The 15,064-nt window shown below is 38.6% G+C and carries 15 protein-coding genes and 1 pseudogene; 4 read left to right on the forward strand and 12 right to left on the reverse strand.

Features of this window, described 5'->3' with window-relative positions; genetic code table 11:
• Window positions 1-10: 10 nt before the first annotated feature.
• Window positions 11-997: a DUF1852 domain-containing protein gene (locus MHN81_RS21155; protein ID WP_023401900.1), complete on the reverse strand. Its 987-nt coding sequence runs from the start codon at window positions 995-997 to the stop codon at window positions 11-13.
• A gap of 581 nt (window positions 998-1,578) precedes the next feature.
• Window positions 1,579-2,487, reverse strand: a complete 909-nt coding sequence (locus MHN81_RS21160) for a LysR family transcriptional regulator (protein ID WP_023401899.1) — start codon at window positions 2,485-2,487, stop codon at window positions 1,579-1,581.
• A 117-nt stretch (window positions 2,488-2,604) separates the two neighbouring features.
• Between MHN81_RS21160 and MHN81_RS21165 the strand changes: the two genes are divergently transcribed.
• A complete protein-coding gene (locus tag MHN81_RS21165) occupies window positions 2,605-3,387 on the forward strand; it encodes an FAD-binding oxidoreductase (RefSeq protein ID WP_239426638.1) in 783 nt (260 codons plus the stop codon).
• 125 nt (window positions 3,388-3,512) lie between these two features.
• Here the strand turns inward: MHN81_RS21165 and MHN81_RS21170 are convergent, their stop codons facing one another.
• From MHN81_RS21170 to MHN81_RS21205, 8 genes and pseudogenes are all read right to left on the reverse strand, one after another.
• Entirely contained in the window at window positions 3,513-4,640 is a 1,128-nt protein-coding gene (locus MHN81_RS21170) for a serine hydrolase domain-containing protein (RefSeq protein ID WP_239426639.1), read from the reverse strand.
• Between the two features lie 212 nt (window positions 4,641-4,852).
• Window positions 4,853-5,179 (reverse strand): hypothetical protein, encoded by a 327-nt coding sequence (locus tag MHN81_RS21175; RefSeq protein ID WP_239426640.1) that lies wholly within the window; start codon window positions 5,177-5,179, stop codon window positions 4,853-4,855.
• Between the two features lie 50 nt (window positions 5,180-5,229).
• Window positions 5,230-5,754 (reverse strand): hypothetical protein, encoded by a 525-nt coding sequence (locus tag MHN81_RS21180; protein ID WP_239426641.1) that lies wholly within the window; start codon window positions 5,752-5,754, stop codon window positions 5,230-5,232.
• Window positions 5,755-6,370: 616 nt separating this feature from the next.
• A complete protein-coding gene (locus tag MHN81_RS21185) occupies window positions 6,371-6,871 on the reverse strand; it encodes a hypothetical protein (protein ID WP_239426642.1) in 501 nt (166 codons plus the stop codon).
• Window positions 6,872-7,678: 807 nt separating this feature from the next.
• The gene (locus MHN81_RS21190; RefSeq protein WP_239426643.1) at window positions 7,679-8,116 is read right to left on the reverse strand and encodes an NADAR family protein; all 438 of its coding nucleotides are present in this window, start codon (window positions 8,114-8,116) and stop codon (window positions 7,679-7,681) included.
• A gap of 421 nt (window positions 8,117-8,537) precedes the next feature.
• Window positions 8,538-8,814 (reverse strand): annotated as a pseudogene (locus MHN81_RS21195) (hypothetical protein); the annotation flags it as partial.
• 313 nt (window positions 8,815-9,127) lie between these two features.
• Window positions 9,128-9,274 (reverse strand): hypothetical protein, encoded by a 147-nt coding sequence (locus MHN81_RS21200; protein ID WP_239426644.1) that lies wholly within the window; start codon window positions 9,272-9,274, stop codon window positions 9,128-9,130.
• 1 nt (window position 9,275) lies between these two features.
• Entirely contained in the window at window positions 9,276-9,770 is a 495-nt protein-coding gene (locus tag MHN81_RS21205) for a hypothetical protein (RefSeq protein WP_239426645.1), read from the reverse strand.
• 991 nt (window positions 9,771-10,761) lie between these two features.
• Here MHN81_RS21205 and MHN81_RS21210 point away from each other — a divergent pair.
• Window positions 10,762-11,781 carry an IS110 family transposase gene (locus MHN81_RS21210; protein ID WP_239426646.1) on the forward strand — a complete coding sequence of 340 codons (1,020 nt, stop codon included), beginning with the start codon at window positions 10,762-10,764 and terminating at the stop codon, window positions 11,779-11,781.
• A gap of 453 nt (window positions 11,782-12,234) precedes the next feature.
• Here MHN81_RS21210 and MHN81_RS21215 read toward each other — a convergent pair whose 3' ends face one another.
• Window positions 12,235-13,581: an amidohydrolase family protein gene (locus tag MHN81_RS21215; protein ID WP_239426647.1), complete on the reverse strand. Its 1,347-nt coding sequence runs from the start codon at window positions 13,579-13,581 to the stop codon at window positions 12,235-12,237.
• Between the two features lie 762 nt (window positions 13,582-14,343).
• On the opposite strand from MHN81_RS21215, the gene MHN81_RS21220 reads away from it, so the two are divergent.
• Window positions 14,344-14,496: a phage integrase N-terminal SAM-like domain-containing protein gene (locus tag MHN81_RS21220; protein ID WP_239426648.1), complete on the forward strand. Its 153-nt coding sequence runs from the start codon at window positions 14,344-14,346 to the stop codon at window positions 14,494-14,496.
• Between the two features lie 185 nt (window positions 14,497-14,681).
• Window positions 14,682-14,861 carry a tyrosine-type recombinase/integrase gene (locus tag MHN81_RS21225; RefSeq protein ID WP_239426649.1) on the forward strand — a complete coding sequence of 60 codons (180 nt, stop codon included), beginning with the start codon at window positions 14,682-14,684 and terminating at the stop codon, window positions 14,859-14,861.
• Here MHN81_RS21225 and MHN81_RS21230 read toward each other — a convergent pair.
• The coding region (locus tag MHN81_RS21230) for a hypothetical protein (RefSeq protein WP_239426650.1) at window positions 14,821-15,064 on the reverse strand (244 nt) is incomplete at its 5' end. The genes MHN81_RS21225 and MHN81_RS21230 overlap by 41 nt on opposite strands.

Below are 15,064 nucleotides of genomic sequence, written 5' to 3' on the forward strand. Positions count from 1 at the left end.
TACCTTAAAATCAGAATGACGGCTGAACAAAGTTAGCGGCCCACTTTTCCAGTGTTGACTGGTGTCGCTGAATAAAATTATCTTCGCACCACTTGCCTTGTTCAATCGCAAGGCGAGCGCGCTCTTCTCGGTCATAAACCACTTGCGTTAAAGAGCAGTCTAAGTTCTTCAGGCTTGGCTTATAAGTTTCACCAGCGGTAGAGTTAGCGTTATAAATCTCTGGGCGATAAATCTTCTGGAAAGTTTCCATGGTGCTCAGCGTACTGATCAGCTCCAATGTGCTGTAATCGTTTAACAGATCACCGAAGAAAAAGAATGCATACGGAGCAACACTGTTTTCAGGCATAAAGTAACGAACTTCCATACCCATTGTTTTGAAATACTGCTCAGTCAGTGATGATTCATTCGGCGTATATTCAACACCCAAAATCGGATGTGTATTACTTGTACGATGATAGGTTTTATTGTCAGATACACTTAAGCAAATGACAGGCGGCTTACTAAAGTTTTCTTTGTAAGCACTTGAATTAATGAAATCTTGAAACATTTTACCGTGCAATTCACCATAGTTATCTGGCACAGAAAACTGATCTTTCCCTTCATTGTGTTTACGTAGTAGCACGCTAAAATCGTAGTCGCGTACATACGATGAGAAATTGTTACCCACAATACCTTCAATACGTCTGTTCGTATGGTGGTCAACTATGTATGTTTTTAATACTTCGATAGTAGGAAACGTTTCGCCATTGCCCTCAACATCAATGTCCACATGCACAATATCAATTTCAACTGAATAACGGTCTTTGTTTGGGTTATCCCAATTTGCCAGACTATTAAAACAGTTATTGATCATGTTAATTGCTTTACGCAGGTTTTCTTGACGTACTTCACCGCGAGCCAAATTAGCAAAGTTTGTAGTAAGGCGCGTATCGTTCGAAGGTGAATAGTGCTCATCAAATCGAATGGTCTTAATGGAATAGGTGAAATCGCTGCTCATAATATTGTGGTGTCCCTAGCTAAAAAATTAAATCTGGCCTCAAAAGTAATGAAGCGATTCTATGATGAATAATCCATGATTAATATTGATTTAATTTTATGAACCTATGAGTTTTGCTCATAGTATTATGTTAACGGAGAGAATACACAAACGTACTGGAATTGTTAATCACAGTGAGTGATAAGCTGGGGTGGTAATTAATTCCATGTTTAGTGATGCTGTTTTATGAGCAAAGCCGTTGGCTTTTTAAGTATGCTTGCAATAGTTCGAAACAGCGTGTTATCACTGAAAAATTGTTTAAATACGTGAAGGACTGCGCTTTGCGCCCACAGTAGAATATGCAGTACAACGAGCGCCGCGTTTAGGCCATTTTTCATTTCTCTAATGCAGGCAAACCGGGGGCTTTTATCTTTTCGTGACTTTTAATTGTTTGTGCAAATGGATATCAGAGTTCGATAAAAGAATAGAGAAATCAATTTTTGAGGCCAACATCACACTTGTCATTTCACCGCGACATGGCTCGCAACAAGAATGTAATAACAGGTAGTTATAGCCATTAGGAAGAGCTAATGGCTGTTGATTTACTCCGAGTCTATAGCCACCGGATGCTTGTAACTGTGCGCCATTTTGATAAAAGCTCCGAGGTAATCAATATTACTATCCCCTTCGCGCGTACCTAAATAAATTTGTTTCGCGATGCCATTTTTACCTAAACGCACAGCTGATAATGGTAATTTTACGCTGTACTCCTCTGCCAGCCAGCGTGGTAATGCCGCAACACCTCGACCACATGCAACCATTTGCAACATGATGTCGGTGGTTTCAACGGTTTTATGTTGTTTAGGGATCACTTGATCTGGATTGAGGAACTGCGTGTAAATATCAAGGCGATCTTTTGATACTGGGTAGGTAAATAATACTTGGTTTCTAAGATCTTCAGCCTTAGCAAATTTTTGCGCTGTTAATTCATGATCTTTTGGAACAACGAGCACTTGCTCATAATCAAATACTGGCTCAAAGACCAGACCACTTTTAAAATAGGGATCAGGTGTTACCAGCAGATCTATTTCGTAATCTAACAGAGCACCTACTCCACCGAATTGAAATTTTTGTTTAACATCTACGTCAACACCCGGCCAGGTTTCTAAAAAAGGCGACACCACCTTTAATAGCCATTGATAGCAAGGGTGACATTCCATACCGATCCGCAATGTGCCGCGCTCGCCCATGGCGATTTGTTTTAATCTTTCTTCAGCACCGCTCAATAGTGGAAGCGCACGGTTTGCGATATTAAGCAGATAATGGCCTGCTTGTGTTAGCCTTAAACTTCTTCCGTCACGTACCCAGACTGCAGTCCCTAGATTGTCTTCCAGTTTACGCATGGTATGACTTAAAGCCGATTGTGTTACACAGAGCTCTTTTGCTGCGGCAGTAAGAGATCCTTGCTGATGGACAGCATGAATGATACGAAGGTGGATACGTTCTAACATTTTTAATTATGAGCAAAATTAATAGATTGTTTATAATATATCATTATCTCTCATCTATAAACTCATCTAAACTAGCGCCAATTAAATAATCCATACGATTAAATGTAGGTTTAGAAAATGAAAAATGAAGCTAAAACGCCCCCTGTTGCACATCATGACGTTTTTGTAACCAAGATAGAGTCACTGAATAAACATACCTTTCAAATTGAGCTCTTAGCACCTGAAGGAAGCGTATTGGACTATAAGTCAGGGCAATATTTGAAGCTCAAACTTGATGTGAATCATGATGGCAAACCATTGTGGCTTTCATACACAATTTCCAGCCGTTTAGATGCTGATAAAGCGAATAAAGTGTGTCTAATCATCCAAGTTACCAGTGATTTTTCAGGTAAAGTTGTTGACTGCTTGTTTGCTGCCAAAGCAAATAATCAGCCAGTTGCTATCATGCTCGCAATGGGAAATGCGTTTTTACAGACCAATATTGACCAGCCTCATTTATTTGTCGCTGCAGGCTCTGGTATATCCAAGATAAAATGTATTACTGAAGAGCTTTTGCATCGAAACCCTGAAGCCAATATCAATATTTACTGGTCCAATCGTCATAGCGATGACTTTTTTCTTTTGGAGCAATTTCATGATTGGGCGACTGCGCATAAAAACCTAAATTTCAATACGATTTTAGAGTCGGCTCAGTCGGGTTGGACAGGAAGAACAGGCTTTCTCTACGAAGTGATACAACAAGATTATTCTGATCTTAAGGATACACATGCTTATTTGTGTGGCTCAACACAAATGGTTTATGGCACGATTGACCAGCTAAACTCTATAGGCTTACAAGAGCTAAATTGCTATTCAGACGTTTTTGAGTTTTCACCTAGAACCGAAAAGCTAGAAGCGTAAACCAATTCAGATAATTTAAAGCTAAAAGTGCTTTCAAGTAACCGCCAAATATGCTTTTTGTGGTTACTTGAAGGGGTGACTAATTGTTAGCTAACCCACGTAGTAGAGCAGGATCGAGCCAACCGTTACGGATCCGACTTTAAAGCTTTTTTATATTCAATTAAATAATCAAAAACCTTATTTGAAATCGATTCTAACTTTGGTTGAGTATTTTTCCCTGCCACATTTGTCACAACGAAAATACCAATTTTTTTCTTTGGGTAAATGGCTAGCCAACTAGATGTGCCCATTGAGCCGCCACTTTGATAGAGCATTAGTTCATTTGAATCATCTTTAGCTGTATACCAATAAAATGCCTTGCCATGACCCGTCCAGCTCTCATCTAATAGTTGATGAGAAATTGCCACCTCAGGCTCTGAAGAAAATTGATGTTGCATATACCGCGTGACAGACTCAAGGTTTGAAGTTAATCCCCCACCAGCAAGCCAATATGGACTAGCCAAGGGCATTTGATTGCCATTTCCATCTGATCCGACTGTAACTTCGCTTACCTCGGAGTCTGTGCGTCTGAATTTTGTGCCTCGCTCTCCAGACTTACTCGTGATTATTTCAGAAACCAGTAATTCAAAAGGCTTTTGGTAAACAGATTCCAGAATATATCCAGCTAAATTAGTACCGACGCTTGAATATAGATAGTCCTCGCCTGGTGTAGAGTTCAGTTTTACTTTTTTAAGGTCATCAAAGTAGTCACCTCTAGAATATTTTGATATTTTTTCAAAATATCTGCCTTGCTCAATATCTTCGCGACTGGCAGCAAAATTGCTAGGCAGCCCACTGGTATGCGTCAAAAGGTGTCGTAAAGTTATATACTGGTTGGACAGTTCTAAGTTTTTATATTCGTTATTTTTAAGGTAATGGCGGATATCTTTATCAAGCTCAACTTTCCCGTCGTGAATAGCCTTAGCAACAGCTAAACCTGTATAAGTTTTGGTTAACGAGCCAATTTCATATATTGTTTGGTTGTTAGGCGTGTCTCCATTGCTTAACGTCCCAACATGATATTGATAAGTATTTTCTGAGTCTACAACCGAAATTGAAACAACCTGCCCAGCATTTCCATCAATAAATTCAATGATTTCATCTTTCGTATTGGATTCAAAATCAATTGCATCATGACTTTTGCATGAGGTCAAAACTGTCATTAATGAAATAGCCAATAACGATGATATAGTTTGAGTTATTAATCGGCTCATTACTTTCCTTTTAAAATCACTAAAATCACTAAAATCACTAAAATCACTAAAATCACTAAAATCATTCTTTAGACGAAAAAATTGGCTAAAAGGTTTAAAGGCTGAGTCAAATTATCTGATTAATGCTGAAAATAAACGGCTAAAACATAGTCGGCTAGAATAAGCGCAAGCCTGCAGTTTTACGTCCATTTTTTAATTAATTTGTGATGTATTTATTGGCTACAGCCTACCAAATTGCTTTTACTAACGATGATCACAAACCGTTTATTGAATTCACTGTTTGTTAAATAACCACAAGTTCCAGTTATTGTATTACCGTCAATTTTAAATGAATAATTATAACTACCATCATTTTGAGAGAGTGAATGGTAAATGGTGTTTTCTTGTTTGTGTCCAATAGAGCCAAAATTCAAACGACTCTCAGGCAAACGAACAATGGCCTCTGTTATAACGTTCTCTGATTCATTTATGACAGTAACACTTGGTTTAATAAAGAAATACAGATGATAAAAAGCAATAACAATAAAAGGGATAGCCACGGTTATCTTAATAAGCTGATTCAACAATAATCTCGATAGCACAGAGCCCCCTAACCAGCCGGGCCTTTGCTTGGCGTCGCTTGAACTTGATTGTTATGTTCCAACGCGCCTTTCATTGCTTGTTTAACTTTTGGGTTCTTAAGCAAGTCTTCATAACCATCAAGCATTGATTCTATTTTATTTTTCGGAATTCGCTCAGCGCTTGGCTTTGAATAAAACTTCATAGCTGCTTGAAATCGAGTCATGGAAACTCTCATGATTGAAGAAATCAACTCGTTGTTATCTTGAATTTTGGTGATATCAAAGCAACCTTTAAGTTTCGTTTTTTCTTTGTCATCTTCACTTTTATATTCGTCTACACTCAAAGTCCAAGCGGACCAATCAATATCTTGATCAGGAAAACGCTTATCCAAGTTCTCAAATAGTTGCGGAGCAAACACGTTCTGTAATATGAACTTACCCATGTCTTTATCAATTCTACTTACTTCATAAGACAGGCATGAAGCAAGTGGAGCTGGTTCTTGCGCCTCACTGAAATAACTAAAAAACATTAATGCGATATAGAATGTGCGCAAGCTTTCTCCTTGTAACGCCTCGTTAAGAGGCAATAATATAGTTGGCTAAAACTAGCGACGAAGGAGCAAAAGCCTACTGTTTTTTGTCCTTTTAAATTCGTGGGGGCATGCTTTGAATTGTGCAAAGCCTGCACATTGCCATACTCCACCTACTTAAACTCACATTATACACATTGCAAGACGCGACCCCATAGATGTTCTTGACGAGAGACGGTTCATCTGTGTTAGCTGTTATTCTTACTTACCTTTTTTCGTTGTCTCTTCCACATTATGCCAACGAAACAAGATACTACTAGCCACACAATAATATCGAAAATTAAACTACCATAGCTTAAAGAGCTACCACTCCAATAACAGTTCCAAAAAAATGTCCTAGGGAAGCCCATATAACCACATCCGTCCATTGCCTGATCACCGATAGTGAACAAATATTGAGATAGAAAAATGAGCGAAAAATATAGGGTCGACCTTAAAAACCCATCCCAAAATCCTGAATTATTAAATGTCATAAATCGTCCTGACAAATACAGCTAACGCTCTAAGCCGCGAGCGATTTGAAGTTGCTAAGCAACGGAAGATTGCTCCAAGTGATTTTGCTTGTTGAATGTGAACCTGACTACCATAGGTTATTTTCCAAGTTTAATACTGTAATCGGTTGCTGAGAGGTAAGTACATTACCGATATTGCATGCATTACCAAAATAAATGTTATACACATGCTTATAGTAAGCCCACGTATATTCTATTGGAGTCCGTTCATTTGCAATTATCTTAAGCCATGAATTTGCCTTTAAGATACCAACTCTTTTCAAATGTCCACTACGACTCCACATTGACACTAACAATTCACCACCTAACTCTTCAAACTCAAATCCCAATTGTCGTTGCTGATTTTCATTTATGGTTCGAAAACCTGAGACAGAGGGGTTATTAAAGTTACTATATTCAGAGTGCTTAACCTTGATTAATAATACACCTTGAGTTTCTGGTACATTTTCTATTGGAAAGACTTCTGGCACTGCGTTTCTTAGCGTTGCTCTAGGGTGTCCACGGGATTTTTTTGTCCAATATGTTTCAATATGTTGAATTATCGTATTCATAGCACCTACATTAAACACCTAGCTCACCTATTGATACTGCGGAGAGCATTTTTGTATATAGTTGGAGCGCAGCGACATACACAAAAACAAGCGTATCAATATGTGTAAGCGCACAGCTTTTTGTTATGCTTTGCGCAGTATAATAAAGTTACGAACACTATAATAGCCCTCTGATTTTTCCCAAAGTTATGCGCTTAACATTGAAGTACCTTTTTCCCAAACCTCGTTTTCTTTTAAAGCTCCTAAGGTAAATTCACCAGATACACTCCCGAAGAAAACCCTAAACCAAGATATTTATGATTCTAGCGTTTCATTTTTAGGTATTTGTCTTTCATTTTCTAACTACTGTCTTGTACACCACATACAAAACTAAAAAGCTCATAAATATTGCATGAAGTAATAAAAACAGCCCGAAAGTCCATGCGTGATATACGTACCTACCAGTATCCACTATTTCAAATGGTTCTTTCAGGTAGAAAAAGTAAGATATTGGACCTAATGATAGACAAACTATTACTCCAGCTAGCGCAGTTTTAACTTGCTTCTTTGGTAAGTCATAATTTATCGGCAATGACCTGCGAACTATGTAACACCCCATATAAATATATGCGATTATAAACCCTACATTAAACATGGATATTGTAAGTCACTTCGCCCTTCACCTATTAGAAAATCAATAACAAAGCCGATAAAAGGCAGAGGTGTAACAGTCTTGATTACTCTATTCATCTTAAAGCATATCGCTTCACTTAATTGGCGCAATATAGCATGCTAAAATTAGCGACGAAGCAGCGCAAGCCATACGTTTTGCATCCAGGCCATTTGTTAGGTGTTCAATTCATCCCTAAGTTTCATCAAGAGAAACCCTAACCTATTTTTTCCTTTACCATTACCACCAATGCCCCAGTATTTATCATAAGGCGAATCTTCTATTAGCTCTTTCTTTCCAGTGCCAATTAATAAATCTCTTAACTCTTTATTCTGAAACTTTTTTCGTAAGCCTACCAGCATAACTTCTTCTTTAACTGTGTCCCAGTCCGAGCGAATTGGTATCGCTCTCGTTTGCCCTAAATCTTTTGCTTGTTTAGGTGAACCGCAATCTCGTATTTTGTTAAACTGCTCAGTGCCGACAAACTTCATTGCTTGAAAGTAATGCTCCATCGTTTTCCAGTAATGACCGTCTAGATCAAAACCGAATCCTGCAAAATTTGAGAGCTGATAATACTTGTCGTTTTTTGTGAAAAATTTTATGGATTTAGCCATTTTTCCTGAAATCCCAACGCCGCAAATAAACGGCTAAAATTAGTTGACTAAACTAGTGAGGAGCGAACAAAGCCAACTGATTTTTGTCCGCACTTTTTAATTTGCTTAGTTTTGGCGTGATATCCTGTGAATAGGTCTATGGCCTTTTCTCTGCTGCTTAAGTCACGTTTGTAGAACTCGCTGTAGCCACAAGACCTGCAACTAATATGATAAAAGCGTTTATTATTGAATTGGAAAATTGAAGAAAACAACCCTCTTTTACCTCGAAACTCACCCACCTCAAATTCCGTATATTGGCACTTAACACACTCAAACTTACTTTTACTTCCCATCATATTCAATACACCTGCGGCTTTACGCTCAGAAGAAAGCTTTTCATTATCTACACCACAAGATAACAAATAGGACAGGCACTTTTCTTTTTACTAAGAGCATCACCGTTTAGGTGTCTATCAATGATTGACCTACCCTTGTATCACCTCGTTATCTCGCCAATCCAGTGCTTTCAACCTATTCACTTTAACAACCAAGTTATAGCGGTTACTCATAATGGCATATGCGGCTATTTCAATCGCAAATACACCGCTTAACAGCTTCATTCGCTCTACTAGCCATGTCCGTCTGTGGTCAAAGTTTTTACCTGTGTACTTATCCTCTCCATATAAAAAAGCACGGCGTACACACCGTGCTTTTATCATTTCTATTCAACTCAATCTCAAGCTGGATATTTAAACAGAAGTAAAATAGCACGATTTAAGCAATAAGTTTGTGCCAGTCCTAAATAGTGACAAATTACTTTCTATATCGTATCCACCTATATATTACTCTAAAAAAGAACTTTATGAATTCGACACAAACCCGTAGCATTCTTACTTTTATCTGTTTGTATAGTAACTGTACCGCCAGACACCTTTGATGTAAGTAAGCCGCTATAAACGATATCTTTGTTTGAAGCGTTATGTTGTAAATAATAAGTCAGACCACAACCGCTTGGCGTTGCGGAGCCACTCCCTAAAGTAACCCAGACTCCATACGGGTCACTGCCATTGGCCATACTTGAATATTACTGATTTTTCCAGATGCATTGGCCCATGTACTCGCTTTAGTACCAAAAGAAATAGCTCCAATGAGTAACCCAATAAAGAGAATTGTTTTCATATTACAGTCCTGTTTTAAGTTTTTTTTCGAGGCTTTGCCAGAAAGCATCTGACGTTTTTAAATCATCGAACTTGATTGTTTCTAGTTCAATAGAAACAAAGTCAATGTCACTATTATCTTCCACTTTAATAACCAAGCTTGTGTTTACCAAATTTTCATCTCTTTGTGCAGCCGTGAAATCAAGCTGTGACAAGCTAAAACTTTCAGCGTTTGGAAAATATCCGTTTAGTAGAAAAGAAATATTTTTAATATATTTGGCTTTATGTATTTCAATTTGTTGATGAAAGTCTTTAGCTATACCTATATCTATTGCTATACCTACACCAATTCCCATAGCACCAAGAGAGCCAACCAACATAGGCCCGGCATTTGTTCCCTTTCCTGTATATGACGCCTCAGGAATTTCCGGGCTAAGGGGTGCTGTAGCTCTTGAGCTAGAACAACCTGTAATTACGAAAATTACGGTAGATAAAATTAATAAAATTCTTATATTCATGCTAACAATTACCGATAAAGGCTTTTGAAATCCAGATTAAAATAAAATTTAAGGCTGTTTTAAGTATTTAAAATCAGCTAAAACCAGTCCTTTAAGCAGAGTTGTAATTTCAAACTACACATAACCATTAAAAGGAACTTAATTCAAAAAATAAAAAACAATGGAAGTATACACTTATTGTTGTTTTATTAAAACTATTCTCAGCAACCAAATTAGGTTACATTAATTCTCTGCTAAAATAGCTCGCATATTTTAGCTAACCAATATTGCGTTTATAGACTTGAAGCATAAACGCATCTGGGGGCCGTGTTGTTTATAAGCTAATGCTAGCATTAACTCTGATTTATTAGTTTAAGACTTGGTGAAAGTTGGAAATTGATGTTAATGCAATCAAAGTGCATGTACTGGAAATATGTCGTAAACATGGGGTGGTCAAAGTACATTTTATAAGTGGCGTTCTAAATATGGTCCTCTGATGTAAAGATTTAAAAGAGCTTGAATTTGAAAACCGCAAGCTAAAAGATATGTTTGCGACCCTCCGTTTAAAACACTCGATGCTTGAGGAAACCACCTCAAAAAAGGCGTAAAAACAATTAGACGCAGAGCTTGGGTCGAGCACTTACGAGCACGGTTTGAAGTAAGCGCGGCATTTGCTTATGATGCAGCTCTAATAATTTATAAACCTTATTAATGTCATCTGATTCAAATTTCATGTAGCCACCTACAGATGAGGTAGTATCAATGACATCCTTACTTCCAATTTGGAGTCTAGTGCTAATTTCGCTTCCACCATTGAACATACCACTTTGGGTGCGATAGTAATGAAATACTCCCATTGCTCGGGACTGTGGGAGTATCCGCGTTATTATGAATAAATAAAATATACTCCATGGTTTATCTCCTGAGAAACTTAACGAATGAGATGGACTCCCCCTTTATTGGCAAATGTGCCAGATTTAAGGTGCGAAACTAAAATCAGGAGCAGTCCATCATGAATAACATTAAAACACTTGGTATCGATTTAGCAAAAAATTCATTCTCTCTTGTTGGAATGAATGATCATGGGAAGGTTGTTTTCAGAAAGACACTGTCACGTAAAAAACTTATGAACTGTGTGGCACAAATCAATCCCTGCCTAATTGCTATGGAAGCTTGCTCCGGTGCACATTTCTGGGCACGGGAGTTTAAATCCCTCGGTCACCAAGTGGCAATCATCGCCGCTAAGTTTATTGAACCATTTCGTACTGGCGGCAAAAATGATAATAACGATGCCGAAGCCATTTGTGAAGCCGCTATGCGATCTAATATCTGGCATGTTCCTGTAAAAACCGCAGAACAACAAGCTGTTATGACGCTCCATAGAGTTCGACAGGGCTTAGTTAAAGAACGAACCTCGATGATAAATCAACTTCGAGGCTTGCTGAGCGAGTTTGGTATCATCATCCCCAAAGGTCGCTACAGTTTACATGACGTCATTGGTGATATTTTAGAAGACGCTAATAATAAACTACCCCACCTTGCTCGAGAAATGACGAGTAATCTATGGCAGCGTATTAAACAAGCAAATGAACAAATACTCGGTTATGACCGAGCTTTATCAAAACAAGTCAGAGAAGATTCTGTCGCCAAGCGCTTAATGACCATTCCTGGTGTTGGTGAGCAAGTTGCGACTGCTGTTACAGCCAATGTGCCTGACCCTCGATTGTTCAGAAATAGCCGCCAGTTCTGCGCGTGGTTAGGGCTGGTACCTCGCCAATTCACCACAGGTGGTAAAATTCGACTCGGGAGAATTACTAAGCGTGGTGATAAATACCTTCGAATGTGTCTCGTTCATGGGGCAAGAGCTGTTATGGCAAACTTAAGAGAAAAAGAAGACAAAGTCAGTTGTTGGATACGTGAGCTCATCGCTCGCCGTGGATATCTAAAAGCCGCTGTCGCGTTAGCAGCGCGAAACGCCAGACTTATTTGGACGCTGATGGTTAAACAAGAAGATTACAAGGTCATTGCTTAGTTAAATGACTATACGCCATTTTACTAAGCAACCATTATGAAATAACACATTTATTTAGTGTGAAAGATTTATCTGTTTTACCCGAGTCCTGCGAAGGCGTCGATGACAATTAGGTCAGACCGAGGAAGCCATAGCCTGGTTATTGCGGGTGAGCTTAAAAAGCTCGTCTAACGAATAAGGCACACTTCCTAGCGAATACTCATCTAGGTCCGAGTTTAACACTCAATCAATAGGCCGAATGTAGAGGTGCAGTCTCATATCTAATTTATCAAAGATGAATTCGTTGACAAACGGGGGAGTCCATGTAGCTGCAATAAGCGGTGAGTAACAGTTGGCTAAATGTGGAACGAAGCGGAACCGAGCCAATTGTTACGAATCCGGCTTAATTACTTTGTTAAACGGCACATTTCTATGCACACGAGAATATTAACTTACCAGTGGTCTCTGCAAAAACTACGACTTGTCATCGTTAAAACTATTTTGTACCACGATGTTTCCATTTTTGACCACAAGAGAAATACTCTGTGTATTCATAATATCCTCGCTCGGTGAGGCATTTAAGATAACAAAATTGGCCTTATCGCCTTCATTGATACCACTTTTAATACCCATAAAGTTGGCAGAGTAAGATGTTGCTGAAGCAATCGCTTGGTGAGATGTCATACCCGCATCAACTAGAAGTTTCATCTCTCTATGAACAGAATAACCTTGAATAGTGTTCCAATTCCCCGAGTCCGTGCCTACAAGAACCCTAACACCAGCATTAATCATTGCGTTGACTGAAGAAAAAGTGACAGAATTTCGCTCTCTAAATTTAGCCTGCTTACTCTTATATTTAGCAATTAGATCTGCGTGGCGATAGGCTGATATTAAAGCATCTGGAACAAGTTCCTTGATTAAAGGGGCATCTAACACCGTTGGGTCAAATAAATAATTAACGAAATCTGTATGAATGGTTAATGTGGGTATCATCACAATTCCGGCTTTCGCCATAAGGGCTGGTATGTCCTTTGGAATTTCACCGCGTGGTACATGGGTGACAGCTGAAGCACCAACTTCTATCGCATCTCTAATATCTTGCCAGGTTTTAATGTGAACAATAGATTTGATACCAAACTGCTTAGATGTTTTAACTAATTGCGCAAATACTTCTTTTGAAATCGAAGGTTGATCGTCAGAAGGTTGATAAACAATTTTTATCACATCAGGGTCCTGGGTCGCTAACTCGGTCATCTCTCTTACTGCATCCGCAACAGATGTCACCGTTCTTGTAGCAATACCATATTCGGAACAATGGCCTTTAGGTGCTGTAAAACAAGTCAGGCTAGCATATATATCTGCCCCCAGAAATTCTCCATTTCGTTGCTTAGTTCTAACATTAATAAGACTTTGTTCATCACCGAATAAGTCAACAAAGCCAGTGACTCCTGCTTTCAATACTCTTTCTGAAACAGCCTGTGTGCCCGGTGCATCGTTCTTAGAATAAGGTATAAAGTTTCCAAACGAATGGGTGTGCATGTCAATAAGGCCCGGGATCCCCCATTTTCCCTGCAGATCGATTTTTTCCCCTGGAAAGTCGTCAGGTAAAGTCTCTGTTTTGGTGAAAACAGTCCCATCTCTAACAACAATAACCTTGTTTTCAAAACCATTCTTTGGATCAAAAAAGTGTCCATTTACATAAGCGGTATCTTGTACAGAATAAACATTTTGGTTGGTTTCAATCTGGCCTAATGAGCAGCCAAACAACAATACTGAAAAAAGTATAATCGTTAAATACTTTAGGTTAATGGGTAAAAACATGTCTAAAACTCCATGATCATGTAAACACAATTTTTTTGTAATTATTTTTATACCAAGGCTAGGAATTACGCGCCGTGATGTTTAACGCCACGCACAGCGGCTGGAAAATCTGGCGGTTTTTGTGCTACGTAGCTGCACAAAAAATGACAGGTTTGACAGTCCGTTGCTGCGCCTTGTTATGCTGTTATTGCTCAAGTATTGCATATACCAACTCGTTAATTTGAAACAGATCTGACTCGGTGAAACCTGTCTTCAGCTCAATTCTCTTGATAGCAGCGCCATTGTAGTTGCCCTAGGCTTGATCAGATGTTGCAAAAATCCACCCTGCAAGCTCTTTTTCAATGATATCTGATCCTGATAAATGTGCTGATACAGCCTCTAACGCTGAAATTAATTTGGATATTTACCAAATCTCGAAGTGTAACCAACCCCCTCGAGAGCATGATATTGAATAATTTCCTTAACCTCTTTGTATTCCATAATCTCTTAGTGCATAACAATTTTATAGTTCACGCGTCGCGCATCTTTCTGCCGATGTCACGCTCATATATTTAATAAATCTACTTTTTAAAATAACGTAATGCATTACCAACTATAAATATTTTACTGGTGATAAAGATATTCAGAAAAAAGAAAATGCGCTCGGTGCTCATTTTCTTGAATACGGGAGCAGAATAGTCAGAACTGTATATTTACATAGTCACCCTTATTGATGATGACATGAAAACACGCTCCCCACTTTTAAATTATATCGCTGATAATATGTTGGTACGTCAGCATTCATTACGCGCCGTAGAAACGTACCTAAAATGGATTACATCTTATATCCATTTTCATAACAAGCGTCACCCCGCTTCAATGGGGGACAACGAGGTCGAGTACTACCTAGAGCATTTAACAAGAGTTGCACCATGAACACAAGCCACGGCACTCATTTCATTATTATTTTTATAAAAACACATAATAAACAAGAACTGTCGTTGAACTTAAATTCCGCCCACAGTAAAAAACAAGAAAAACTATCTGTCGTTATGACACCAGAATGAGTAAAGCTGATTATGACTCATTTAAACAAGCATTTTTACCTCATTGCAGACCTGATGTACGGAGGTGGTTTAAGAGTAATGGAAGCGGTACAATTAAGAGTGAAAGATATTGACTTCGATTATAAGTGCATTCAAGTATGGAATAGCAAAGGCAATAAGCACCCTATTGTAACGCTATCTACTGAACCAATACCTATTCATATAAATAAATTATACATATTGATAACTTTCTAAAACTTGAATTAAATAATTCGGAATATGCTGACGCAACAGACGGTATTTCTCTTATTAAATAACGCATGAGGGCAAGTTCGAAGAGTTTATCTGTCTCGGTGCGAGCTTGGCGGTTGCCCTTGCGATGATGCTTTGGGATCAAAGCATGAATGTCTTCTTCGGCTTTGATATAGTCCGCGTGCCAACCAGCAACTGTACGCCAC

The organism is Pseudoalteromonas sp. Of7M-16 (genome assembly GCF_022347805.1).
GTDB lineage: Bacteria > Pseudomonadota > Gammaproteobacteria > Enterobacterales > Alteromonadaceae > Pseudoalteromonas > Pseudoalteromonas luteoviolacea_F.

Excerpts from the sequence above, each read along its gene's own strand:
- MHN81_RS21155 (WP_023401900.1), bottom strand. The coding sequence starts at position 997 with ATGAGCAGCGATTTCACCTATTCCATTAAGACCATTCGATTTGATGAG.
- MHN81_RS21160 (WP_023401899.1), bottom strand. The coding sequence starts at position 2,487 with ATGTTAGAACGTATCCACCTTCGTATCATTCATGCTGTCCATCAGCAA.
- MHN81_RS21165 (WP_239426638.1), top strand. The coding sequence starts at position 2,605 with ATGAAAAATGAAGCTAAAACGCCCCCTGTTGCACATCATGACGTTTTT.
- MHN81_RS21170 (WP_239426639.1), bottom strand. The coding sequence starts at position 4,640 with ATGAGCCGATTAATAACTCAAACTATATCATCGTTATTGGCTATTTCA.
- MHN81_RS21190 (WP_239426643.1), bottom strand. The coding sequence starts at position 8,116 with ATGGCTAAATCCATAAAATTTTTCACAAAAAACGACAAGTATTATCAG.
- MHN81_RS21200 (WP_239426644.1), bottom strand. The coding sequence starts at position 9,274 with ATGAAAACAATTCTCTTTATTGGGTTACTCATTGGAGCTATTTCTTTT.
- MHN81_RS21205 (WP_239426645.1), bottom strand. The coding sequence starts at position 9,770 with ATGAATATAAGAATTTTATTAATTTTATCTACCGTAATTTTCGTAATT.
- MHN81_RS21210 (WP_239426646.1), top strand. The coding sequence starts at position 10,762 with ATGAATAACATTAAAACACTTGGTATCGATTTAGCAAAAAATTCATTC.
- MHN81_RS21215 (WP_239426647.1), bottom strand. The coding sequence starts at position 13,581 with ATGTTTTTACCCATTAACCTAAAGTATTTAACGATTATACTTTTTTCA.
- MHN81_RS21220 (WP_239426648.1), top strand. The coding sequence starts at position 14,344 with ATGTTGGTACGTCAGCATTCATTACGCGCCGTAGAAACGTACCTAAAA.
- MHN81_RS21225 (WP_239426649.1), top strand. The coding sequence starts at position 14,682 with ATGTACGGAGGTGGTTTAAGAGTAATGGAAGCGGTACAATTAAGAGTG.